This is a genomic window from Janthinobacterium sp. KBS0711, assembly GCF_000988085.1.
In the GTDB taxonomy this organism is placed as follows: domain Bacteria; phylum Pseudomonadota; class Gammaproteobacteria; order Burkholderiales; family Burkholderiaceae_D; genus Janthinobacterium; species Janthinobacterium lividum_E.
The window spans coordinates 1,095,027-1,120,200 of sequence record NZ_LBCO01000024.1; the positions used below are offsets into that span (position 1 = coordinate 1,095,027).

Here is a 25,174-nt window from a genome sequence, read left to right on the forward strand (position 1 = left end):
GCTACTTGAGGTAGCGCTCAAACCAGCCGATAGTACGCTTTTGCAAGTCGCGCTGGTGCTCGGGCTTGCGGAAGGAATGGCCTTCGCCGTCGTAGATGAACAGGCTGGACGGCACGCCCATGGCGCGCAAGCCGTGCCAGAATTCCAGCGACTGGGCGGCCGGCGTTTCCACGTCGCGCTCGCCCACGTAGATCAGGGTTGGCGTCCTGGCCGCCTTGATCGATTCGATGGGCGAAGCCTTGCGGTAGACGGCCGGATCGTCATAGGCGGAGGCGCCAAAGAACGGGATCATCCACTGGTTGATGCCGTTCTGGCCGTAATAGCTGATCCAGTTCGACACGCCCGCGCCCGCCACGGCCGCCTTGAAACGGTCGCTGTGCGTGACGCCCCACATGGTCATGAAGCCGCCATATGAATGGCCGATCAGGCCCAGGCGCTGGCCGTCGACGGGCGCCACTTTTTGCACCGCATCGATGCCAGTGAGAATGTCGCGCCAGTCGCCGCCGCCAAAGTCCGCCATGTTGGCACGCGTAAAAGCCTGGCCCTGGCCAAAGCTGCCGCGCGGATTGGGCAGGAAGACGAAATAACCTTTTTGCGTCAATTCGTGGATCAGGGTGCCCGCGCCCACGTAACGGGGCGAAGCTGCCGCGCCAGGACCGCCATGCACGTTGACGACCATCGGGTAGCGCTTGCCGGCGTCCGTCTTCAACGGTCCCAGCAGCCAGCCCTGCACCTTGTATTGCTCGTTGTTCCAGCCCACGTTTTGCACCGTCAGCTGCGGCGCAAAACCGTCATTGTCGCGCGTGATCTTTTTCAGCTGGGCCACCGGCCCGGCCACCAGGTAGGAAGCGTGCGTAAAATCTTCCTGTGCGGCGGCCGCTTGCAAGCCATCGGCGCTGAACGACAGACGGCCATCGCTGCCGCTGCTGCTGAGCTCACCGAGCAGCACAGGTTGGCTGGGGCCGGTCTGCGCATCGACGGGCACCAGCGCCAGCTGCGAATCGATCAGGGCCGTTGCCAGCAAGCCGGCGCCGCGCCAGACGACGCCATTGAAGGTACCGCGATAGTCTTGTGTCACATTGCGCGGCGTGCCGCCGGCCAGCGGCACCGTGTAGATATCGCCGCCGATGGAGCCGAAATCGCTCATCAGGCCGCCGATGAAGACCACTGTCTTGCCATCGGGCGAGACCGAGGGCAAGTTCAGCTGCATGGCCGGCGACGCGATCACGCGCAGGGCGCCCGTGGCCGCATCAATATGGCTGAGCTTGGCGTCCCACCAGTTGCTGTCGCCATTGCCTTGCGCGCTGGTGGCGACAAAGCCGCGGCCATCGGGCGTCCAGCTGTATTCATACACATAGGTGTCGTTTGGCGACAGCAAGCGCAGCTCGCCGCCGCTGGCAGGCACGACGGCGATGCGCTGGGCGTCGTCTTCGCTGCCCACTTCGCCCACCTGGCGCGCCCCCGCCTCCACGGCGCCGGCCAGCTTGCGCGCGCCGACCGTCGCCAGCAAGGCCAGTTGCTTGCCATCGGGCGACCAGCGCGCCGTGCTGGCCACGCCCTTGATGCTGGTCAACATGCGAGCTTGGGCCTGCGCCAGGGTGGCCAGGTACAACTGCGCCGTGCCCGCCTTCGCGTCGTAGCCGACAAAGGCCAGTTGCCGGCCATCGGGCGACCAGCTGGGCTTGTCGTAGGAACACACGGCACATGGATCGAATTGCTGCACGATGGCGCCGTTGGCGGCGTCGCGCACGACGATGGCCGCATGCGGGCGCTGCGCTTGCTCGCCCGCCTTGCTCGACTCGATGGCGGCGATGCGCCGGCCATCGGCCGACAGGGCCACGGCGCGGTAATCGCGCAATGCCGGCCCGGTTGCAGCGGCGGCCTGTACCGTGGTGCCCAGAAGGCTGCTTGCCAGCAAGCCGCAGGCGGCCAGATCAGTTATTTTCATCATGTAAATTCCGGTTAGAAATAAAAAAAACCGCCGGCAAGCGCGGCGGTTTTGGATGGAACAGACTGCATTAGCGGGCCTTCTTGCCCAGGTGCGAATGCCGCATGCTGTACAGGAAGTAAATGGCCACCGTCACCGTCATCCAGATACTAAACACGACAAACGTCGTATGCGGCAAATCGCGCATGATGTACAGGCAGGCGAGTACACTCAGGCCGGGAATCACATACGGGCCGAACGGCACGCTGAAGCCTTCGATGCGGTTCGCGCCTTGCTTGTGGCGCAGCACGGGCACGGCGATCGACACCACCATGAAGGCCGTCAGGGTACCGATGCTGACCATGTCCCACAGGTAAGTCGCATCGATGGAACCGGCCACCACGGCCACCACGAGGCAGACGATGATGGTATTGCTGACCGGCACCAAGGTGCGCGGGTGGATCTTCTGGAACGATTTCGGGATCAGGCCGTCGCGGCTGACGGCAAACAGGATGCGCGTCTGGCCGTAGATCGTCACCAGGGTCACGCTGAAGACGGAAATGACGGCGCCGGCCGACAACACCAGCGCGGGCCAGGTCTTGCCCGTCACGTTTTGCAGGATCACCGCCAGGCCCGCTTCCTGGCCTTCGAACAATTTCGCCTGTTGCGCACCGAGGGCGGCCACGGCCACCAGCAAATAGAACACGGTGACGATCAGCAAGCCATACAGGATGCCGCGCGGCACATTGCGCTTGGGGTCTTTCACTTCGTCGCCCGCCGTGGCCACCGTATCGAGGCCGATGAAGGAGAAGAAGACGGTGCCGGCCGCCGCCGTCACGCCCGTCATGCCGGCAAAGCCCTTGCTATTGTCGGTATTGAAGAAGGGCACGAAGTTGTCCGCATTGAAGCCGGAGAAGGCAATGGCAATGAAGAATACGAGGATGGACAGCTTGATGACGACCATGATGGCGTTCATCAGGGCCGATTCCTTGGCGCCACGCAATAGCAGGAAGCCGCACATGCAGATCAAAAAGATCGGCGGCAAGTTGATGTGGCCGGCATGAAATTCCATGCCGTGCGGGCCGGAAACGATCATCGGCGTGCGCAGCATCTCGGGTATGTGCCAGCCAAACGCATTTTCCAGGAAGTTGTTCAGGTAGGACGACCAGCCGATGGCCACAGCACTGCCCGCCAAGCCGTATTCGAGCAGCAGACAAGCGGCCATGATGAAGGCAAGAAACTCGCCGACGGTGGCGTAGGCAAACGAATACGAGGAGCCGGAGGCGGGAATGCGGAACGACAGCTCCGCATAGCACAAGGCCGTCAGGCCGGCCGTGATGGCGGCGATCAGGAAAGACAGGACGACCGAAGGACCCGCCTTGGGGACGGCTTCGACCATGGTAAAGAAAATGCCCGTGCCGATGGTGGCGCCGACGCCGATCATGGTGAGGGAAAACAGGCCGATGGACCGGCTCAAACCACTGCTGCTGAGGCCTTCACCATATTCGACCGTGGTATCGATCGGCTTGGTGCGGCAAATTTTCTGGACCAGGGTTTGGCTCACTAGCATTCCTTTATGAGGCATACGTCTTTCGTATGACGGGTAAAAACAAATAGCGCTCCGGCCCTACCTGGCAGAAAACCGGAAAGATCGCGTCCATTTTAAAAACTAAGCGATTATAGGGCTTTCATCGGCTCAGCTAAACAGAACTTTGATGCAAGGAAACAACGCCAAGCGTGCGCCGCCAAACGCGCATAGGCGCTAGCGGAGTGTGAGATTGCCGAGATGAAAGAAAAAGCGCGCCGCTGCAGGGGCAGGGGCGCGCTTCTGGTTCAGCTCAGTTCAGCTGAATTACTTCTTGCCGTGTGGCACATCGGCCGGCGGCCAGCCTGCTTCGTAGCCTTGCGGCACGTCGTCGCGGCGCTCTTTCGGCGCCAGGCCCAGCGCGTAGTACAGCACCGTCAGCAGGATCAGCCAGGCCGGTCCCACCATCAGGGCGATGCGCGTATCGGGGAAATACGCCATCAGGCCGATCACCAGCGCCAGGAAAGCCAGCGAAATCCAGGAACCGTAGGGCGCGAACGGCATGCGGAAGGCCAGGTTCTTGATTTCCAGCGGCGTCAGGGTCTTGCGGAACTGGATCTGCGTGACGAGGATCACGCCCCAAGTCCAGACGGCGCCGAAGGTGGAAATCGAGGTGACCCAGATAAACACTTTTTCCGGCACCAGGTAGTTCAGCAGCACGCCCAGCAGCAGCGCGAAGACGGACACGAGGATGGCGCGGCGCGGTACGCCGCTGGCCGTGGTTTCCGCAAACGCCTTCGGCGCCTGGCCTTGCAGCGCCAGGTTGTACAGCATGCGGCCCGTGCTGAAGATACCGCCATTGCACGACGACAAGGCTGCCGTCAGCACGACGAAGTTGATGATGCCGGCGGCCGTCTTGATGCCCAGGCGTTCGAACGTCATGACGAAGGGGCTGCCGGTGGTGCCGATTTCATTCCATGGGTAGATCGACAGGATGACGAACAAGGCGCCGACATAGAAAATCAAAATGCGCCAGAACACGGAATTGATGGCGTCGGGAATCGATTTCTTCGGGTTCGCCGCTTCGCCAGCCGTCAGGCCGATCATTTCCACGCCCAGGTAGGCAAACATCACCATCTGCAACGACATCAGCACGCCCTGCGCGCCATTCGGGAAGAAGCCGCCATGCGTCCACAGGTTCGAGATGCCGATGGCCACGCCGTCGTTGCCCAGACCGAAGATGATCATGCCCGTGCCGCCGACGATCATCAGGATGATGGTGACGACCTTGATCAGGGCGAACCAGAACTCGAACTCGCCGTAGGCTTTCACGGCCAGCAAGTTGATGGCGCCCATGGAACCCAGGGCCGCCAGGGCCCAGATCCAGCGCGGCACGTCGGGGAACCAGATACCCATGTAGATGGCGACGGCGGTAATTTCCGCCACGCACGTGACCAGCCACAGGAACCAGTAGTTCCAGCCCGTCAGATAGCCTTGCAGGGGTCCCAGGTAATCCTGGGCATAGCGGCTGAAGGAGCCGGCGACCGGATTATGCACGGCCATTTCGCCCAGTGCGCGCATGATCATGAAGATGACCGCGCCACCGATGATGTACGACAGCATGATGCCGGGACCGGCCATCTTGATCGCGTTGCCCGAACCCAAAAACAGGCCCACGCCAATCGCGGCGCCCAGCGCCATCAGGCGGATCTGCCGCTCGCCCAGGCCGCGGTGCAAGCCTTGTTCACTCGTTTTCATTACGTGTCTCCGTTTTTTTCTTGAATACACCGATCCCTCCACCCCAATGGCGGTTCCGCTCTTGCTGGAAAGGAGGAAAAGGCGAGCCGGCGGCAAGCGCCGGCATGCTCAGATGATTAGGCCAATTCGGCGATCAGCTCGATCTCGACGCAAGCGCCCAGCGGGATTTGCGCCACGCCGAAGGCGGAGCGCGCATGCTTGCCGCTGTCGCCGAAGACTTCGACGAACAGTTCCGAGGCGCCATTGGTCACCAGGTGCTGTTCCGTGAATGCGGAGGTGGAATTGACCAGGCTCATGACCTTGACGATGCGCTTGACCTTGTTCAAGTCGCCGCCGCACGCGTCTTGCAGGGTGGCGATCAGTTCGATGGCGATGCCGCGCGCGGCGATCTTGCCTTCTTCCGTGGTGACGTCCTTGCCCAGTTGGCCAACCCAGACCTTGCCATCCTTCTTGGCCAGGTGGCCGGACAGGAAGACGGTGTTGCCCGTGCGGGCATGCATCACGTAGGCGGCAGCTGGCGCGGCAACGACTGGCAGTTCGATGTTGAGGGCTTTGAGTTTTTCGTAAAACGACATGCTATTTCTCCAAGAAAACAATATAAGCGAAACCAAAATTCATGCACGGCAGGGCACGCAGGATGACGCCCTGGCAGCGCGGTAGTGACCGACAACAGTGCCAGATTAAACGTCATCATATTGGTGAACCAGCAGTTTTAGTTCACAAATAGGCCCGGTTATTCAGTGGATTATACCGACAATCAAACAAAATTCAGCATCGGTTCATGAAGCATGCTCTACAGGCATCGAGCGTGACTTTTTTCATTAAATTGTCACTTGCGCAATGTCAAGCCCTCCGGGTCAAGGTTTATCGCCTTCAGAAATGCCTGGTCGTGCGAAACCACAAGTAACGCGCCCCGATATTGCAGCAGCATCTGCTCCAGCGCCTGCAGGCTGGCCAGGTCCAGATGATTGTCGGGTTCATCTAACAGCAACAGTTGCGGCGGCGCCTGCGCATACAGTTCCGCCGCCAGCGCCACCTTCAGGCGCTCGCCGCCGCTGAGCAGCTGGCTGGGCATGGTGGCGCGCGCGCCGGCAATGCCCAGCAGCGCCAGCCGCGTGCGCAGCTCGCCTTCCGGCACGATGCTGTTGCGTGCCTGCAAGCGCTGCACGGCGCTGCGCTCGCCGTCTTGCAGTCCCGCATGCTGGTCCAGCCAGCCCACCCGTGCATGGCACAGTAGCTCGCCGCCGGCGGGCGCCAGTTGCCCGGCGACCACGCGCAGCAGGGTCGACTTGCCGCTGCCGTTATTGCCCGTCACTGCCAGGCGGCGCGGCCCACTGATGACCAGGCTCACAGGCTGGGCTTGGCCATAGGGCAAGACCAGATCGCGCAATTCCAGGATCAGCTTGCCATTCGGCACGGCACTGTCGGGCGCCAGCAGCAGCCGCTCCATCTCGGGCGCGCAGCGGGCGCTGGCGTCCATCACCCTTTGCTGGCGCGCCTGCTGCGCCTCTTGCGCGCGCAGGCGCAGCTTGCCCTGGCTATCCTGGCTTTTCTCCTTTTTTGCGTCGAGCAGCAGCTTGCTCTGATTGCCTTCGCGGCCGTCCTTTTCACCACGCACCACCCGTTTCTGCTGCCGTTCGGCCTGCTGCTGCGCCTCGCGCTGTTCGCGTTTGGCACCCGCCTTTTCCGCCTGCAGCGCGGCCGCAAAACCGGCCTGTTCCAGCGCGCGCTGCTGCGCATACATCGCGTAATTGCCGCCATAGCTGCGCAAGCCATGGCTCGACAGCTCGACGATTGCATCGACGTGCTCGAGCAAGCCGCGATCATGGCTGACCAGCAGCAAGCCGCCCGGCCAGCGCGCCATCTGCGCCACCAGGCGGGCGCGCTGCTGCACGTCGAGATGGTTGCTCGGTTCATCGAGCACCAGCCAGTCCGCCTGCGACAGCCAGGCGCCCTGCAGGGCGACGCGCTGGCGCTCGCCGCCGCTCAGGCTGGCCGTTGGCGTGTCGGCATCGACATGACGCAAATCGAGCGCATCGAGCGCCTGGCGCAAACGGGCGTGGGCATCCCAGCGATCTCCCACGAGAGCGTAATCGGCTTCGTCGACACTGCCTGCCGCGATGCGCGCCAGCGCGGCCAGCAAGTCGTCCATGCCGGCCAAGGCCGCCACGCTGGGATAGCGCTCAGGATCGAGTTCCTGCGCCACGTAATGCACGCTGCCGTCGCAACGCACGGCGCCGGAAGACGGCGGCGCCTGGCCCGCCAGCAGGCGCGCCAGCACGCTCTTGCCCACGCCGTTATCGCCGACGAGGCCGATACGTTGCGGGGCAAAGCCAAATTGCAAATCGGAAAACAGGGCGCGGCCATCGGGCAGCACGAAGGACAGACGGTCGAGTTGTAGTAATGCGGGCATGGATACTCCTTGAGCAAGGCTGGCGAACCCGCGCGGCGCTATGCGCTGTGGCGGGATGGGCGAGGCCGTGCACAGCACGGCAGTATCAATGGCGCATGTCGAAGCGTCCTGGAGAAATGGGGAAGAAGCGTCAGTGTAGCAGAGCCGTTCCCTTAGCGCTGCCCCAGGGTCGTGTCGCCGAACAGGTTCTTGAATTCGCGCGGCTGCGAGCGCCAGTACTGCGGCGGCGCCGACACTTGCGCGCCCAGCTGGGCCGCCGCATGCCAGGGCCAGCGCGGGTCGAACAGGATGGCGCGCGCCAGCGCCACCATGTCGGACTGGCCGTTGGCGATGATGTCTTCCGCCTGCTGCGCTTCCGTGATCAGACCCACGCTGATGGTAGGCAAACCGCTGTCGCGCTTGATGCGTTCGGCGAACGCCACCTGATAGCCCGGGCCCACGGGAATTTGCTGCTGCGGCGAAATGCCGCCGCTGGAGACGTGGATGAAGTCGGCGCCCAGCTGCTTGAGTTCCTGCGCGAAACGCACGCTTTGCTCAATTTCCCAGCCACCCTCGACCCAGTCGGTGGCGGAAATGCGCACGCCCACGGCCACCGAGTCAGGCACGGCGGCGCGCACGGCCTCATACACTTCCAGCGGAAAGCGCATGCGGTTTTCCAGGCTGCCGCCATACGCATCCGTGCGCTGGTTGGACAGCGGCGACAAGAACTGGTGCAGCAGATAACCGTGCGCCGCGTGCAGTTCGATGCCTTCGATGCCGAGCGCATGCACGCGCTGGGCGGCCGCGACAAAGGCGCCCTTCACTTGCAGCAAACCCATCTCGTCGAGCGCGATCGGCACGGTTTCGCCCGCTGCATGGGCGATGGCGGACGGGGCCACCGTTTGCCAGCCGCCCTCGGCCAAGTGCACGCAGGAACCACCCTGCCAGGGCGCGCGGCTCGACGCCTTGCGTCCCGCATGGCCCAGCTGCACCACCAGCGGAATCGGCGCATGGCGGCGGATGGCCTGCACCACCTTGGCCAGCGCAGCCTGATTCGCATCCGACCACAGGCCCAGGTCCTCGGCCGAGATGCGTCCCTCGGGTGAGACGGCCGTCGCTTCCGTCATCAGCAAGCCCGCGCCGGACAGGGCCAGATGGCCCAGGTGGATCATGTGCCAGTCGGTGGCGTTGCCGTTGTCGGCCGAGTACTGGCACATGGGCGCGATGGCGATGCGGTTGGCCACCTGCAGCGGTCCCAGTGCATACGGCGTGAATAGCTGGCTCATGGCGGACTCCGGAAAAGGGGAAGCACCGATTCTACTGTGCTTTGGAAAGCGCGGCTTACACCTGCTTACGTTTGATACAGCGCAAGGGCTAGCCTTGCGCGGGCGGGGCCGCTAATCTGGACACATCAATAACACCCGCAGTACCACCCCAGGAGAACACATGAACACGACGACTACCGCCAGCCGCATCCACCCTTTGATGGCCGGCGCCGCCATTTCCGTGACGGTCCTGTGCCTGGTCGGCGCGGCGTCCATCGCCGGCATCCTGCCCAATTCGCGGGCGAATGTGCCTGCCGTGCCTGCCGACGTGGCCGCCATGACGCCGGCCGGCGCCGCCGCCCTGGCAGCGCCCGTGACTGCGCCGGTGGCCGCGCCTGTCGTCGCACAAGCGGCCCCGGCACCAGCCCCGGCGCCCGTCGTGCACAAGCGCGTCGTGCACCACACGCAAGTGGCGCAAGCGCGCCCTGCCTACAATGACAACAATGATGGCTACCGCGACACGGCCTACCGCGAACCGGCACGCCAGCAGCAGCCAATACCTGCGCCGGCACCGGCACAACCGAACTACGTGGGCATCGGCACGGGCGCCGTCATCGGCGGCTTGATCGGCAATCAGGTAGGTGGCGGCCGCGGCAAGGCGCTGGCAACGGTGGCCGGCGTGATCGGCGGCGGCATGCTGGGCAATGCGGTACAGAACCAGGTGGAACAACAGCCGCAACGTTAATCGTAAGGACCAAGATAATCGAGCTTACCCACGGCCACGCCATTGTTTCTCAAAATGGCGTGGACCATGGAAACGTGGAAATAGAAGTTCGGCAAGGCAAAGCTGAGCAGGTAGTCATCTCCCGAGAACTTTGTCCCCTCGTCCGTCCAGTTCAGCACGACTTCCTTCTGCGCGCTGCCCGCCATCTGGCCCGCATTCACGCTGTCGATGTAGGCAATGGTGTTGGCGATGCGTTCCTGCAGCTGCTCGAACGACGCTTCGTTATCCTCGAACTTCGGCGCCGGCACGCCGCTCAGGCGTTCGACCGACATCTTCGACGTATCGCTGGCGCGCTGCACCTGCGCCGTCAAGTCCAGCATGTCGGGCGCCAGCTGCGCGCCCAGCAAAATCTCGGGCACGATGCCATCTTCCTCCACATGGGCTTGCGCTTTTTCCAGCAGGGCCGAGACGACCCGCAAGCCGCGGATGAAGACGGGAATGGTTGCCTGATACATGGACACGGACATGGCTGACTCCTGATAGTGAACGATGAGCCAGTGTACCCGAGGCGCCGCTTTCCGGCAGCGCGTCCGTGTGCGTCAGCGCACCGAGCGGCCCAGTTACTTTTACTTGTCGAGGTTGACCTTGCCGTCCGGTAAATGCGCCGGCTGTTCAACAGACTCCTGCGGCAGTGGCTGCGGCGCCGGCTTGTCCTTGCGCTTGCCAGTGAAAAACTTGACGATGGCCGCGCCGCCGCCCACGACGGCCAGGATCAGCACTTTCTTGAAGGCCAGCAGCAGCGCCAGCAGTTTGCCAAACAGGCCCAGCTTGCTGGCCACGCCACCGGCCACCAGCGCCGCCAGGCCGTACTCGGCCACCTTGTCCGTCTTGCTGTCGAAATCCGTGTAGCGGTTACCGTCGGTAAATTCCGTGAACGCCGTCACTTGCTGCATTTCCTGCTTGATCGTCGCGATCTGCTGCATGCTGGCAATCGCGTTCAGATTCAGCACGCCTTCGCGGCCCAGCACGCGCACGTTGTAGTTCAGCGAGTGCTCGCCGCCATCGACCATCAGGTCCTTGGCCCAGTACAGCTTGTGCGTATCCTTGGCATAGCTGGGTTTTTCCGCCCAGCCCATCAGATGGATGCCGGGATAGCCCTGCTTCTTGCGCTCCGCATTATTTTCCAGCACGGACGCCTGCATATCCTTGAGCAATTCGTCGTATTTGATGCTGTCCGCATCGTCATCCTTGATATGCCCTTCCTTTTCATACGTCACCACCACGCCCCAGCTATCGCGCTCGAGCACGCTGGTCTTGGCGGGCACGATCATGCCCAGCGATTCCATGCCCGGTGGATTGCCCCAGGCCTCGACCAGCACGCGCTCGGCGTCCGCCGGCGACAAATAACGGAAGCTGGCGGGCAAATCCAGGGTGGCGATACCGCCTGGCAATGTGATCTTGCCGCGCTGCAGGTGCAGCTGGGCAAGGAATTGCTCGGCAGTCATTTCCGTTGTGGCAGCCTTCTCTTCGGCAGGGGCGGCAGCCGTCAGGCCGGAGAGGGTCAGGCACAGCAAGGCTGTCAGCAGGCGTTTCAACATGATCGGTCCAAAAAATTGCAAAGGGTAAATATTTTAAATCAACTGATTGCTTAATGGATAATTATTTCTGTGCGGAATTTTTTCCACAAAAAAAAGCGCCAGGCGGGTTCCCCCGGCTGGCGCCTGCTGCCGTGCATGGCGTGAAGATCAGGACACGCGCACCACCATCAGACCGGCGCGCAAGCCCACGCGCACGTCCGGATTCGGAAACACCACCAGCTCTTCCGCGTGCCGCACCGTGTACACATGGTCGCCATCGCTGGCGATCACGGCGTGCTGCGGCAAGGATGTGAAATTCTGCGTGCTGCGATCAAAAGCCATGCGGAATTCATCGCTGTGCTTGATGATTTCCTGCGCCACCTTGAACACGTGCGGTTGCGCCTTGACGGGCTGCGCAGGCAAGCCGCGCAGCAAGCCATCGAGCGCCCGCGACACGTCGTCGAACAGGGACAGATCGTTCTGCCCCAGGGTGCCCACGCGGCCCAGTTCCACCGTGCTGGCGGCCGCGCCGAAATGCTCGGCCGAATAATAGCTGTACGTGCCAGCCGACTGCGGGTTCATGATGATGGCGCCGATGGCGGCCTGGCCCAGCCAATCGATCAGCTGTGCCTTGGCGTCGTCGGCCACCAGGTCTGGCACGATGGCAAACGTGGGATACACGGAAGGCCGGATGGCCGTGTGCAAATCCAGGTGCCAGCGCACAGATCCCGCCGCTGCAAAGAACGCTGTTGTCGCGGCGATCATTTCATCGGCGCGCGCGCTTTCCGCCGCTTGCGCCAGGCTGCCCCGTACGGGGCGGAACATGCGATTGAGGTCGGCGTCGATAAAACGCTTGCCGGCCCGGATCGCATCGACATTGCCCACGCAGACAAGCAGGTCGACGGCCAGTGCGGACGCATCGCGCGACAAGGCGTCAAGCAGATGCGCCAGCACTTCGATCGGTCCCGTCTCGTCGCCATGCACGCCCACCGAGACGGCCACGCTGGCGCGGCCGGCTCCCGGTTTGACGACTTGCAGCATGCCGGGCGCCGGCAAGGCCACCGTGAAACCGGCGTCCGAAAACAACTGGGCCACGCCGCTGAAATCGGCCTGCGCCAGCGCCTGCACTACCGGCGTTACTACCTGGGTTACTTCTTGCGTCATTACACCGCCGCTTCCGCTGGGGTTTTCGCCGTGATTTTATTCACGGCTTCCGACAAGGTCCACACGTCCAGCATGGCTTGCTCCAGTTCCGTCGCCGCCACATACGCCGACAAGCCCAGCGCGCCCGTCACGGCATCGACAGCCTGGCCCGCATTACCTTGCTCGGCGCGCGCCAGCACCTGCGTCAGCAGACGCTGTTGCGTGCGGCGCAGGGCTTGCTGCGCGTAGTTGCGCAACTGCTCCTGCGACTTGCCTTGCGCGGCCAGCTTCAGGCCACGTTCCAAGGTATCGATGCCTGCCTGGCTGCGCAGGGCCAGGCCCACTTGCAGGAAGGAAGCCAGGTCCATCGAAGCAGGACGCGGCACGGACAGGGCCGGGAACAGGAAGCCGGCGACGACTTCCAGCGCATCGACCGCATCCCACGCCTGCACGAAGGCCGGCGTCAAGCCCGGCACCAGCACCGCTTCCGACTTGATGCCGACAGCTTTGAGCAGCTCGCGCTTCGATTCCGCGCCAAACAGGCGTGTCAGTTCGGCCAGGCCGGCGCCGCGCAATTGCTCGGCCGGCACGGACAGCACGCCGGCGATCATCGTTTGCTGCAGCACGCGCGTTTGTGCATCGACCTTGATCGACACGTCGCGTGGAATCGTCAAGGCATCCGCATCGAGCGCGTCGAACACGGGCGCCAGGTTCAGCGCCACCCAGGCCTGGCCCCATGCCAGGATCACGCTTGATTCGTCCACGCCGTGTTCCGCCGCCAGGTTGCGGATCATCAGCGGGCCGCAGCGGTTGATCACTTCATTGGCCAGCACGGTCGCCAGGATGGCGTTGGCCAGCGGATGATCGAGCGCCGAACGGGTTTCCACCAGCAAGGACGGGAAGTACGGCTTGAGCACCGGCTCGGCCCACGTTTCACCCGTCAACGGCAAGGCGGACAGGATGCGCTTGAAGCGGTTCTTCACGTTGGCGATCACCACCGCCAGTTCCGGCGTCGTCAAGCCACGGTTGTCCAGCTTGCGGCGCGCCAGTTCGGCCACCGACGGCAGCTGCTCGAGCTCGCGCGACAGGGCGCCCTCTTCTTCCAGGCTGGCGATCAGGGCGGCATAGCCATCCTGCACCGCGCTTTCGCTTTGCGCCTGCAACTCGCGCACCAGCAAATGCGTCTGCTGCGTGTTGTCGCGCAAGACCAGGCGCTCGACGTCGTCCGTCATCGCATACAGCTCGCGGTTGCGTTCTTCTTCCGTCAGCTTGCCCGCGTTGACTTCCACGTCCAGCCAGATTTTCACGTTCACTTCATGGTCCGAGCAATCCACGCCAGCCGAGTTGTCGATCGCATCGGTGAAGATGCGGCCACCGGCCAGCGCGAATTCGATACGGCCCGCCTGCGTCGCACCGAGGTTGCCGCCTTCGGCCACGACTTTTACGCGCAGCTCATTGCCGCTGACGCGGATGTGGTCATTTGCGCGGTCCTTCACTTGTGCGTGCGTTTCCGTCGAGGCCTTGATGTAGGTGCCGATGCCGCCGTTGTAGAACAGGTCCACGGGCGACTTCAGGATGCGGTGCATCAGTTCTTCCGGCGGCAGCGAAGTTTCCGCGATATCGAGCGCGGCGCGGATTTGCGGCGACAGTTCGATGGTGCGGGCTGAGCGCGGATACACGCCGCCGCCGGCCGAGATCAAGCCCTTGTTGTAGTCGTCCCACGAGGAGCGCGGCAAGGCGAACAGGCGCGCGCGTTCCTCGAACGAGACGGCGACGTCCGGCGTCGGGTCGAGGAAGATGTGGCGGTGGTCGAACGCGGCCACCAGTTTCAACTGGCGCGACAGCAATACGCCATTGCCGAACACGTCGCCCGACATGTCGCCCACGCCGACCATGGTGATCGGGGTGGTGTTCAGGTCGTGGTCCATTTCATAGAAGTGGCGCTTCACGGCTTCGAACGCGCCCTTGGCGGTGATGCCCAGTTTCTTGTGGTCGTAGCCGTTCGAGCCGCCCGAAGCGAACGCGTCGCCGAGCCAGAAACCGCGCTGCACGGCGATGCCGTTGGCGATGTCCGAGAACGTGGCCGTGCCCTTGTCGGCGGCCACCACGAGGTATGGATCGGCTTCATCGAAGCACACGGTGTCGACTGGCGGAACGATATTGCCCAGCGAACGGTTGTCCGTTACTTCCAGCAGGCTGGAAATGAACAGGCGGTAGACGGCTTCGCCTTCGGCCGCGATGGTTTCACGCACGGCGTCCTTCGGCATCATCTTGCAGACAAAACCGCCCTTCGCGCCGGCCGGCACGATGACGGCGTTCTTGACCATCTGCGCTTTCACCAGACCCAGCACTTCCGTGCGGTAGTCTTCCATGCGGTCGGACCAGCGCAAGCCGCCACGGGCGACCGGGCCGCCGCGCAGGTGCACGCCTTCGAAGCGACGCGAGAAGACGAAAATCTCGCGGTAAGGACGCGGTTCCGGCACCAGCGCCAGGCTGCTGGTGTCAAACTTGAAGATGATCTTGTCGCCTTGTTGATTGTTCTGGAAGTAGCTGGTGCGCAGGGTGGCGGCCATCAGGTCGGCCAGCGCGCCGAGGATTTCCTCGGTATCGGCATGGTTCACGGAGGGCAGGCCAGCCTTGATGGCGGCGATGCTTTCCAGGGCTTGCGCATGCTGCGCGTCGGACAGCGAAGGATCGAAGCGCTGCAGGAACGCTTCGACCAGGGCTTTGACCTGGGCCGGCTGCTTGCGCAGGCTTTCGGCAATGTAGCGCACCGAGAAGCGGCTGCCCGTCTGGCGCCAGTAGCTGGTATAGGCGCGCACCAGCTGCACTTCGCGCGTCGACAAGCCGCCTTCGATGACAAGGCCATTCAAGCGGCCATCTTCAGCCGTGTCGTTGAACAGGGAAGCAAACAACTCCTGCGCCACGGCGACGACGGATGGCTGCGCCAGTTTCGCCGCGCTGGCGGCATCGACCGTCAGGCTGGTGACGAAATAGCGCGTGCCGTCGGCCAGCGAAACGGAATACGCCTGTTCACGGTCGATGGCCACGCCCGCGTTGTGCAGGGCCGGCAGGATGGTCGACAGCGGCGGCACCTTGTTGGCCGAATACAGGCGAATCGTGGTGACGGCGCCCGTCTCGATGCGCACGGCCACGTGCGATGGATCCGTATTGCGCAAGATGGTGTCGAGGTCGCGGAAGGCGACGGCCGGTGCCGTGGCGGCCACGTAATCGAGCGGTAACGTGGCGCACAGTTTGCGCAGGCTGGTGCGCAGGGCCACGTCGGGCACGGCGTCGGCCACGGCGGCAAAGCCGTTATGCCAGCCATCGAGCACGCTCAGCAGCGGCTGTTCGATATCCGTTTCCAGGTCCAGCGGGTAGCGCGCGGCGTGGGCGATCAGGTAGACGCGCGCCAGGGGGCCGTCGGCCACCAGGGTTTGCATGCTCACATGCGTGGCGCCGGAACTGGCTTGCAGGGCTTTTGCCAGGCTCGATGCGACGCTGGCGCTGTAACGCTCGCGCGGCAGGTAGACCAGCACGTTCAGGTGGCGCGCGTACACGTCGCGGCGCGCGAAGACCTTGGTGCGCGGCTGCTTGTACAACGAGACGACGGAACCGCACACTTGCGCCAGCCAGTCGAGGTCCGCTTCCAGCGCTTCCGTGCGCGGCAAGGACTCAAGGATTTCACGGAATTTCTCGGCGCGGAAGCCTTGCTGGCGCACGCCGGCCAGGCTCAATACCTTGGCCACGCGGCCGCGCGCAAACGGCAGCGCCGCCAGCGGGGTGGAATTGCCGGCACGGGTAAACAAGCCGACGAAGCAATGCTCGCCCAGGATCGCGCCTTGCGCATCCATGTCGCGCACGCCGATGAAGTCGAGCTGCTGGTCGCGGTGCAAGGTGCCTGCCACGTCGGCCTTGACGATGGACAGCGCCGAGTCGCGCTTGGCCAGGGTGTCGAAGTCGCCGGGGATGTTCGCCAGGCAGGTGCCGTAGACCGGGTGCGCCGTATCCTGCAGCACGCCGACGCGGCTAGGAATGTCGCGTTCCAGTTCGCGCACGCCCGGCTTGACGCGATAGTAGGCGTAGCCGAATACTTCAAAGCCGCCGCTGCGGGCCCACTCCAGGAAGGCCGCCACTTCCGCGCCTTCTTCGCCATGCTGCGATGCCGCCGTGGCGACGGCGGCCAGGCGCTCGCTCATGGCGGCGGCATCGCGGCGCACGATGGCGGCGTCGCGCGCGACCGTCTCCAGGGCGGCGACCAGCGCGGCCAGGGCTTCCGGCGCCAGCTCTTCGTCGAGCAGCACCAGCACATACGATTCGAGCGGGTCGCCAGACTGGCGCACCGCTTCGACGCTGCCGTCAGCGGCGCGGCGCACGGGCAGCACGGTATTCATCACGCCGCGCACGGCCAGGTGCTGGCGGCGCATGGCCATGACGATGGAGTCGACCAGGTAAGGCATGTCTTCGTTCAGGATCAGCAAGGCGCTCGCCATGCCGCCACGGCCATCCGCATAACGCAGGGTGGCGATCTGGCAGCCGCTGCCCGTGCGCTTGGCCGCTTGCGTGAAGCCCTCGACCAGCACGGGCGCCAGGCTGTCGGGCGCGATATCGGCCAGGTCTTCGGCATCGAGCGAGTCGAGCCAGGCCTGCACCAGCTGCACGACAGGCGCTGCCGCCTTGCCTGCATTGCCAGCCGCGTTAATCAGCTCCAGCGTTTGTGTACGCAAATCTTGTGGCGTGTGATTCATCTTGCATCTCCATTACGGTAATGTGAATGTCCAACGCTGTCGTTCGGGCTTGTGGCTGGGCGGCAGCGGTGTCAAGAGACGGGGGTCGCCCGTCCAATTTTGTCTGTGCTACGGATAGTTGTCTCGGATTTTCTGTGTATTTTTCTATCGCCTACAAGTCGTACAATCCAGGTAAGTTGAGGATGATCGTCAATTCTTCAAGCGCCGCATGCACTTCCAGCGCCAGCTGCGGGTCGGCCAGGTCGCCCGGCTCCAGATGGTCGCGGTAGTGTTTTTCCACCCACTGCACCAGCCGATGGTACAGCGTTTCCGTCATGATCACGCCCTGGTGCATGGCGCGCGCCTCGGTTTCCGTCAGGGCCACGCGCAAACGCAGGCAGGCAGGCCCGCCGCCGTTGCGCATGCTCTGGCGCAGGTCGAAATGTATCAGTTCGTCGATCGGTCCACCGCTGGCCACCAGGCCTTCCAGGTAGCGCGACACGGCGCGGTTTTCCTGGCATTCCTGGGGTATCACCAGCGCCATCTTGCCGCCTTCTTTCGTCAGCAACTGGCTGTTGAACAGATAGCTGGTCACCGCATCCTGGATCGGCACCTGGCCCGTGTCCACGCGCAGCGCGTCCAGTTGCGTACCCGTGGCGGCGACGGCGCGGCGCAGCTGCGACAAGCTTGCTTCTTCATCGGCAAACGCCTGCTCGTGATAGAACAGCACATTGCCATTGCCGACGGCGATGACGTCGTTATGGAAAACGCCCTGGTCGATCACGTCCGGGTTCTGCTGCACGTACACGGTGCGCTTCGCGTCCAGGCCATGCAATCGCGCCACGGCTTGCGACGCTTCCAGGGTCTGGCGCGCCGGGTAGCGCTTCGGCGACGGCGCGGACGGGTCGAACTCCACCCGACCATACACGAACAATTCCACCGATGGCGCGCCGTGGCTCGCGCCCAGGCGCGTGTGGTTGGCCGCGCCCTCGTCGCCAAAGGCCGGTGTCGACGGCAGCGCGTCATGCACGGCGAAGTGCTTGTCGTCGCTGAAAATGGCGCGCAGGCTGCGCGCCGACTGCGCGTGCTCGAAGGCGCGGTGCAGCTTGTTATTCAGGTTGGCGGCCGTGAAATGCACGCGGCCATCCTGCGTGTCCGCCGACGGGCTGACCGTGGCGGCATTCGCCGTCCACATGGGCGAGGCGGAATACGCGCAGGCCAGAATCACCGGGGATTCCTTGTAGGCGCGCGCCAGCACCTCGGCGTCCGTGCCCGTGAAACCGATGGAGCGCAGCAGGCGGAAATTCGGCCGGTCCTGCGGCGGCAGCAAGGCTTGCGCAAAGCCGCGCGCGGCCAGCGCGCGCATCTTCGCCAGGCCCTGCAAGGCGGCCTGCTTCGGATTCGAAGCGCTTTTCACATTGCTGAACGAGGCCACATTGCCGAACGAGAGTCCCGCATAGTTATGCGATGGGCCGACCAGGCCGTCAAAATTGTATTCGCGCGTGCTGTGCATGGGTATTCCTTATGAAACCTTCTTAAAAATTCAGGCCGGGCGACAGCTTGGCCGGCATTTCCAGCGCGCTGTTCTCGATCGAGGCGACCGGATAGGCGCAGTAATCGGCCGCGTAATAGGCGCTCGGACGGTGGTTGCCCGACTTGCCGATGCCGCCGAACGGCGCCGTGCTGGCCGCGCCCGTGGTCGGACGGTTCCAGTTGACGATGCCGGCGCGCGCGCGTACCTGGAAGGTTTGCCACAGGGCCGGATCGTCGGACAACAGCGCTGCTGCCAGGCCGAATTCCGTGGCGTTGGCCACCGTCAGGGCCGCATTGAAATCGGCCACGCGAACCACTTGCAGCAGCGGGCCGAACCACTCTTCGTCGGGAATGCCAACAGCATTGGTGACGTCGACGATGCCGGCCGTGACAAAGCCCGCCGCGGGATTCAACTGGCGCATCTGCAGCAAGGTGGTGCCGCCCTTGGCGACCATGTCCGCCTGCGCCTGCACCAGGCGCGCGGCCACGGTGCTCGACACCACTGGGCCCATGAACGGCTGTGGCTGGGCGTCGGACGCGCCGATGCCCAGTTTCGCGGCCACTTCCACCAGGCGCGCGATGAAGGCAGCACCGGCGGCGTTATCCTGCACCACCAGGCGGCGCGCGCAGGTGCAGCGCTGGCCGGCCGACACAAAGGCGGAGAAGATCGCGTGGTGCACGGCCGCGTCCACGTCTTTGACGTCCCACACCACTAAAGCGTTGTTGCCGCCCATTTCCAGCGCCAGCATCTTGCCCGGCTGGCCGCCGAACTGGCGGTGCAGGCTGATGCCCGTCTGGCACGAACCCGTAAACAATACGCCGTCGAGATGTGGATTGGCGCCCAGGGCCACGCCCGTGTCGCGCCCGCCGTTGACGAGGTTGACGACGCCATCCGGCAAGCCCGCCTGCTGCCACAGCTGCACGGTCTTGATGGCCGTGCGCGGCGCATATTCGCTGGGTTTGAAGACGATGGTGTTACCGGCGATCAGGGCCGGCACGATGTGGCCGTTGGGCAGGTGGCCGGGGAAATTGTACGGGCCGAACACGCCGAACACGCCATGCGGGCGGTGGCGCAGCACGGCGTCGCCATCGGCGATCTTGCTTTGCGTGATGCCCGTGCGCGCGTTGTACGACTGCACCGAGATATCGATCTTGTTGGCCATGGTGGCCACTTCCGTGCGCGACTCCCACAGCGGCTTGCCTACTTCTTCCGAGATCAGTAGCGCCAGCGCTTCCGCATGTTCCTTCAGCAGTTCGCGAAAGCGCACGCAGATGGCGATGCGCTCGTCGACGGGCGTGTCAGCCCACGCTTCGAAAGCGGCGCGCGCGGCCTGGCATGCCTGCTCGACTTCGCGTTCCGTCGCTTCCAGGCTGGCCCAGGTCTGCTTGCCGTTCGACGGATCGATGGTGAGCAGTTCGCGGCCCGTGCCTGGCAGCCAGGCGCCGTTGATGAAGTTCGATGCTGCGGTAGATGCATTCAATACGTTAGACATGGGGATGCTTCCTCGGGTTGAGTGACAAGGTGCGCACGGTGTCGCCGTGATGGCAGCGCAGCAGATGCAGTTCATCGTCATCGAGCGCGATCTTGCCGCTGTGCGGATTGGCGCTGGTGACGATCATGCGGAAATCTTTCAGGTCGGTGTTCGACACCAGGTAAGGCTCGGCCTGGGCGGCATCGCCGCACGCTTCCGGCGCAGGCACTGGCACAGTCGCCGCGTCGAGCACGGCCGGCATGCTGTCGCGCATGGCGCGCAGTTCGGAGACGCGCGCCTGCAGCACGGGACCGGCGTCGAAAATATCGACATAGCCTTCGAAGTGCAAGCCTTCCTGTTCCAGCAGGCGGCGCGCAGGCGCCGTGCTCAGATGCACCTTGCCGATGACTTCCTGCGCTTCGTCAGGCAGGTAGGCCACGTACATGGGCTGGCGCGGCATCAGTTCGGCGATGAACGATTTTTTGCCCAGGCTCGTCAAGTCGTCGACGTGGTGGAAATCCATCTTGAAGAAATGGCGGCCCAGGCCTTCATAGAACGGCGAGCTGCCGTCCGGTGCCTGGTAGCCGCGCATTTCCGCGATCAGCTTTTCCGTGAACAGTTGCGGGAACTGGGCGATGAAGAGAAAACGGCTTTTCGACAGCAGCTTGCCGTTGTTGCCGCTGCGGTAATCGGGGTGCAGAAACAGCGAGCACAGTTCCGTGCTGCCCGTCAGGTCGTTCGACAGGTACAGGGTTTCCATGCGCGTAAACACATCGAGCTCGCGGCTGGAATGGACCAGCGTGCCGATGCGGTAGTTATAGAACGGTTCGTCCAGACCCACCGCGCCCTTGATGGCGCACACGCCGGCCAGGCGGCCCGTGTCGGTATCTTCCATGACGAACATATAGTCGCGCTTTTCGGGCGGGATGGTTTCGGCGAACGAGGCGCAGGCGATGGCCAGGCGGTCGCCCAGCATTTTCATGTCCGGCTTGAGGGTGGTCATGCCGGTGCCGACCTGGCTGGCCAGGCCATACAGGGCATCGAGGTCATTGGCGTTGATGGCGCGTACTACTAGCATAAAATTAACTCCCTTAGATACGTACGCAAATGACGCTGTCGCCTTCGGCCACGGCCAGCGCTTCGAGCAAGTCTGCCGGCAAGCCGACGGTGTCCTGCGCTTCGAGCGCATCGCACGTGAAGGTGACGGCGCGGAAATTGCGCTCGGCGCCGGAAGCGACCGCATAGTGCACTTTCAGGCCCGTGCGGCTGGGCGTCACGCCCGCGACGACGCGGCGCGTGAGCGAACCCGTAAACGAACGCAGCGCATGCTTGTGCGCCTGCAGGATCGGGCCGCCATCGAAGATGTCGATGTAATCGTCCGCTTCAAAGCCTTCTTCCGTCAGCAGATTGAACGCCAGTTCGCCGCTCGGGTGGATCTGGCCCATGGCCGCCTGCGCGTCGCCGGGCAGCAGCGGCACGTACACGGGGTAGTGCGGCATCAGTTCGACGATCAGGGTGCGGTTGCGCGCCCCGCCGATGACTTTTTCGGCATCGAGGAAATCCATCTGGAAGAACTTGCGGCCCAGCGCATCCCAGAATGGCGACTGGCCATCGGCGTCCGTGATGCCGGCCAGCGGCACGAAGAAGCGGTCGCCGAAGCGGTGTGGCGCCAGCACGGCGAACAGCAGCCGCGCGCGCGACAGCAAGGCCGCTTCCAGGCCCGCCTGCTCCATGTTGCGCACATAGAAGCCGGACAGTTGCGAGTACGCCGTCAACTCGGAACACAGGGTCAGCGCATGCACGCTGTGGCTGATGTTCAGGTCGCGCGAGACTTGCTGGATGACGTCGTTGCGGAAGGAAAAATAGGTGCCGTTCGAGCCGGCCGAGGCGAAGATGGCGGCCGTACCGGCAATGCTCTTGTCGAGCAGGGATTCAAGCACGAAGAGATACGACTCTTCGCTGGGGATGTCGACATGGGCGGCAAACGAGGCGATGGAGCGCTCGACGGAGGCGGCGATTTTTTCGCGCGTCTTCGGCAGGGTATGGACACCCGGCATGGTGACTGCGGCCAGCGCTTCGAGGGCTGCAATATCCGCAATTTCTACCGGACGGACAACATACATGGGTACTCCTTCAATGCTGACGATACTTGGGCTGAATACCCGGGTAGAACCAAGCCGGCCCGCAGCAAAGCGGCGGGCCGGTGATCAAACAGGAGCGGGGCTAGCTTCAGGCTTTCAGCATGCCGTCGATGGCGGCGCGCAGCAGACGGCCCGCTTCGGCGATCTGCTCGTCCGAGACGATCAGGGCCGGCGCCAGGCGCACCACGTCCATGCCGGCGATCAGCACCATCAAGCCTTGCGCTTCGGCCGCTTTCTGGATGTCCTTCGCGCGGCCTTTATAGGCATCGGTGACGACCAGGCCCAGCAGCAAACCGCTGCCGCGCACGATGGAGAACACTTGCGGGTAATCCGTGATCAAGCCTTGCAGCATGGCGATGGTGTTGACGCTCGCTTCTTTCACGCGCGCCAGGAATGCCGGCGTGTTGATCGTGTCCAGCACGGTCAAGGCCACGGTGGCGGCCAGCGGGTTGCCGCCGTAGGTGGTGCCGTGGGTGCCGACGGCCAAGGTCTGCGCCAGTTCATTCGTGGTCAGCATGGCGCCGATCGGGTAGCCGTTGCCCAGCGCCTTGGCGGCCGTCAGGATGTCTGGCGTGACGCCGTAGCCCATGTAAGCGAACAAGGCGCCAGTGCGACCCATGCCGCACTGGACTTCGTCAAAAATCAGCAGGGCGCCCGTCTTGTCGCACAGGGCGCGCAGCTCCTTGAGGAACTCCGGATTGCCCGGCACCACGCCGCCTTCGCCTTGTACCGGCTCGACGATCACGGCGCACACGTCATCGCCGATGGCGGCGCGCGCCGCTTCGATGTCGTTGTAGGCGATGTGGTCGATCTCTTGCGGCAGCGGCTCGAAACCTTCCGTGTACTTGGCCTGGCCGCCGACGGAGACGGTAAACAGAGTGCGGCCGTGGAAGGAGCTGAAGCACGAGATGATGCGCGACTTGTGCGCGCCGAACTTGGTGTGCGCGTACTTGCGCGCCAGTTTCAGGGCCGCTTCGTTGGCTTCCGCGCCCGAGTTGCAGAAGAAGGCGCGGTCGGCGAAAGTCGCTTCCGTCAGGGCCAGCGCCAGGCGCAGGACAGGCTCGTTGGTGTAACCGTTGCCCAAATGCCACAAATTATTGATTTGCTTGGTCAGCACGTCGACCAGGGCCGGATGGCAGTGGCCCAGGCTGTTGACGGCGATGCCGGAGGTGAAATCGAGGTAATGCTTGCCTGACTGGTCCCACAGGTCCAGACCGGAACCGCGCACGGGCACCATGGCTGCAGGGGCGTAGGTAGGAACGAGGACCTGGTCAAAGGTTTCCCGGGTGACTGGACGAGCCGTTACGGTCGAATCAAGCTTGGCATTCATAGCATTTCCCCATCAATATGTTAGGTACTCCGCAGCTACGACAGCTACGTGTGTACTGCATTATAAAAAGCGGGATGCTAAAACTCTTTTGAATCTGCGACAAGGATTTTCACAATTCATCACAGCCGGGCTTGCTTTAATCAAACAGGCGGCATCAGCTTTCTTTGCCGCTCTTCGCGCGGGGTATTGCCAAACAGGGTGCCAAAGGCCGTGGAAAAGTGCGAGCCGGAGGAAAAGCCGCACATCAGGCCAACTTGCACGATGGAATAATGTGTATCGAGCAATAGTTGCCGTGAGCGTTGCAGGCGCAGCTCCAGGTAGTAGCGCGACGGCAGGCTGCCCAGGTATTGCTTGAACAGCCGTTCCAGCTGGCGCCGCGACAGGCCCACCAGGCTGGCGATGTCGTCCGTCGACAGCGGTTCCTCGATATTGGCTTCCATCAAGGTCACCGCCTCGGAAAGCTTGGGCTGCAGCACGCCGAAACGCGCCTGCAAGGCCACCCTCTGGCGCTCTTCCTTGCCGCGCACCTTGTCCACGCACAGCGCTTCCTTGACGAGCGCCTGCACATCGGCGCCAAAGATGGTCTCGATCAGGGTCAGCGAAAAATCGATGCTGGCCGCGCCGCCGCAGCAGGTGATGTGCGGGCCATCAATGTCGAACAAATGCGGCGTCAGGATGGCCCGTTCCGCCTTCGCTTCCGCATCCGCGTACAGGGCCCACGGCAAGGCGATGCGCACGCCATCCATGACGCCCGCGTCGGCCAGCCACAGCACGGCCGCGCCAACGCCGCCCCAGAATGGCGCCGAACGGCAGCGCTCGATTACGGCCCGGCACAGCTCGGCGCGCAGCGGCGCCTGCGTCTCGTCGGCCACCAGCAGCGCGATATGCCAGTTGCCGCCCTGCGCGGCCACCTGTTCCGGCGTGCGCACGTCCAGTTGCAGGGCCTCCGGCCCCAGCGCCCGCCCGCACAGGCGCAGCGGCTGCACCAGGCCGGCCCAGGTAATCGACTCGGCGTCGCCGGCATGCACCAGCAGCAAACGCAGCGGTTTGTCGAGGCCGATACGGGAAAGATTAGCGAAGGACATCGGCGAGGCGGGCCAGGGGCAAGGGCTGAGTTGCCCACATGATACCGGACTTCCGCCCCATTCAGCCCCTCATGCAAGGACGCATCCAGGCGCGGCGGAAAAAAGCGGAGCGGAAGGATATAATCACCACCATGGGTGAACGATATTTAAAAAGTATCCGGCTGCTGGCCGAATGCATGCAAGGCTTCGAGCGGTTTTCTAGCGACTTCGTGCGCCAGTACGGCTTGACGCATGCGCAATTCGACATCATCGCCACGCTCGGCAACACCCGCGGCATGTCCTACAAGGAACTGGGCCAGAAAACCCTGATTACCAAGGGAACTTTGACGGGCGTGGTGGACCGCCTGGAACAAAAGGGGCTGGTGATACGCGAACGTTGTCCGCGCGACAAGCGTTCCTATTACGTGCGCCTGAGCTGCGAGGGCGAACAGGTGTTTCATGACGTGTTCCCCAAGCTGACAAAGCAGGGCCAGCGCCTGTTCGACGGCTATACCGAAGACGATTTCATGCGGTTGGAAACCACCCTGGCGGGCTTGAAACACGTCATCGCCAACGGCCACGGCTGACTATTCACC

General features: G+C 63.6%; 18 protein-coding genes. 2 read left to right on the forward strand and 16 right to left on the reverse strand.

The window, feature by feature from the left end; all coding sequences use genetic code 11:
- Position 1 precedes the first annotated feature (1 nt).
- From VM94_RS17530 to VM94_RS17555, 6 genes are all read right to left on the reverse strand, one after another.
- Positions 2 to 1,951, reverse strand: a complete 1,950-nt coding sequence (locus VM94_RS17530; RefSeq protein ID WP_235432934.1) for a S9 family peptidase — start codon at positions 1,949 to 1,951, stop codon at positions 2 to 4.
- Positions 1,952 to 2,018: 67 nt separating this feature from the next.
- Positions 2,019 to 3,491, reverse strand: a complete 1,473-nt coding sequence (locus tag VM94_RS17535) for an amino acid permease (RefSeq protein WP_072457304.1) — start codon at positions 3,489 to 3,491, stop codon at positions 2,019 to 2,021.
- Positions 3,492 to 3,779: 288 nt separating this feature from the next.
- Positions 3,780 to 5,210 (reverse strand): amino acid permease, encoded by a 1,431-nt coding sequence (locus tag VM94_RS17540; RefSeq protein ID WP_046684519.1) that lies wholly within the window; start codon positions 5,208 to 5,210, stop codon positions 3,780 to 3,782.
- Between the two features lie 116 nt (positions 5,211 to 5,326).
- Entirely contained in the window at positions 5,327 to 5,785 is a 459-nt protein-coding gene (locus tag VM94_RS17545) for a RidA family protein (protein WP_034778908.1), read from the reverse strand.
- Positions 5,786 to 6,039: 254 nt separating this feature from the next.
- Positions 6,040 to 7,623: an ATP-binding cassette domain-containing protein gene (locus tag VM94_RS17550; protein ID WP_046684520.1), complete on the reverse strand. Its 1,584-nt coding sequence runs from the start codon at positions 7,621 to 7,623 to the stop codon at positions 6,040 to 6,042.
- Positions 7,624 to 7,775: 152 nt separating this feature from the next.
- Positions 7,776 to 8,888: an NADH:flavin oxidoreductase/NADH oxidase gene (locus tag VM94_RS17555; RefSeq protein WP_046684521.1), complete on the reverse strand. Its 1,113-nt coding sequence runs from the start codon at positions 8,886 to 8,888 to the stop codon at positions 7,776 to 7,778.
- A gap of 160 nt (positions 8,889 to 9,048) precedes the next feature.
- Between VM94_RS17555 and VM94_RS17560 the strand changes: the two genes are divergently transcribed.
- On the forward strand, positions 9,049 to 9,612 hold the full coding sequence (locus VM94_RS17560; protein ID WP_046684522.1) for a glycine zipper 2TM domain-containing protein: 564 nt from the start codon (positions 9,049 to 9,051) through the stop codon (positions 9,610 to 9,612).
- On the opposite strand, the gene VM94_RS17565 is transcribed toward VM94_RS17560, so the two are convergent.
- From VM94_RS17565 to VM94_RS17610, 10 genes are all read right to left on the reverse strand, one after another.
- On the reverse strand, positions 9,609 to 10,118 hold the full coding sequence (locus VM94_RS17565) for a DUF1993 domain-containing protein (RefSeq protein ID WP_046684523.1): 510 nt from the start codon (positions 10,116 to 10,118) through the stop codon (positions 9,609 to 9,611). The genes VM94_RS17560 and VM94_RS17565 overlap by 4 nt on opposite strands.
- Positions 10,119 to 10,217: 99 nt before the next feature.
- A complete protein-coding gene (locus VM94_RS17570; RefSeq protein WP_082127784.1) occupies positions 10,218 to 11,189 on the reverse strand; it encodes a DUF2167 domain-containing protein in 972 nt (323 codons plus the stop codon).
- A gap of 147 nt (positions 11,190 to 11,336) precedes the next feature.
- Complete coding sequence (locus tag VM94_RS17575) at positions 11,337 to 12,332, reverse strand: succinylglutamate desuccinylase (protein WP_046684524.1); 996 nt, start codon at positions 12,330 to 12,332, stop codon at positions 11,337 to 11,339.
- Positions 12,332 to 17,059, reverse strand: coding sequence for an NAD-glutamate dehydrogenase domain-containing protein (locus VM94_RS17580; protein WP_046684525.1), 4,728 nt, complete (start codon positions 17,057 to 17,059; stop codon positions 12,332 to 12,334). Before VM94_RS17580 ends, VM94_RS17575 begins: the two co-directional genes overlap by 1 nt.
- Before the next feature lie 151 nt (positions 17,060 to 17,210).
- The gene (gene astB / locus VM94_RS17585; RefSeq protein ID WP_046684526.1) at positions 17,211 to 18,551 is read right to left on the reverse strand and encodes an N-succinylarginine dihydrolase; all 1,341 of its coding nucleotides are present in this window, start codon (positions 18,549 to 18,551) and stop codon (positions 17,211 to 17,213) included.
- 22 nt (positions 18,552 to 18,573) lie between these two features.
- Positions 18,574 to 20,064 carry a succinylglutamate-semialdehyde dehydrogenase gene (gene astD / locus VM94_RS17590; protein ID WP_046684527.1) on the reverse strand — a complete coding sequence of 497 codons (1,491 nt, stop codon included), beginning with the start codon at positions 20,062 to 20,064 and terminating at the stop codon, positions 18,574 to 18,576.
- Positions 20,057 to 21,121, reverse strand: a complete 1,065-nt coding sequence (astA, locus tag VM94_RS17595) for an arginine N-succinyltransferase (RefSeq protein WP_046684528.1) — start codon at positions 21,119 to 21,121, stop codon at positions 20,057 to 20,059. The genes astD and astA overlap by 8 nt, the downstream gene beginning before the upstream one ends.
- A gap of 13 nt (positions 21,122 to 21,134) precedes the next feature.
- Positions 21,135 to 22,166, reverse strand: a complete 1,032-nt coding sequence (locus tag VM94_RS17600) for an arginine N-succinyltransferase (protein WP_046684529.1) — start codon at positions 22,164 to 22,166, stop codon at positions 21,135 to 21,137.
- Positions 22,167 to 22,272: 106 nt separating this feature from the next.
- Positions 22,273 to 23,514 carry an acetylornithine/succinylornithine family transaminase gene (astC, locus tag VM94_RS17605; protein ID WP_046684530.1) on the reverse strand — a complete coding sequence of 414 codons (1,242 nt, stop codon included), beginning with the start codon at positions 23,512 to 23,514 and terminating at the stop codon, positions 22,273 to 22,275.
- A 140-nt stretch (positions 23,515 to 23,654) separates the two neighbouring features.
- On the reverse strand, positions 23,655 to 24,599 hold the full coding sequence (locus VM94_RS17610) for a GlxA family transcriptional regulator (RefSeq protein WP_046684531.1): 945 nt from the start codon (positions 24,597 to 24,599) through the stop codon (positions 23,655 to 23,657).
- 131 nt (positions 24,600 to 24,730) lie between these two features.
- On the opposite strand from VM94_RS17610, the gene VM94_RS17615 reads away from it, so the two are divergent.
- Positions 24,731 to 25,165, forward strand: a complete 435-nt coding sequence (locus VM94_RS17615) for a MarR family winged helix-turn-helix transcriptional regulator (protein WP_046684677.1) — start codon at positions 24,731 to 24,733, stop codon at positions 25,163 to 25,165.
- Positions 25,166 to 25,174 lie beyond the last annotated feature (9 nt).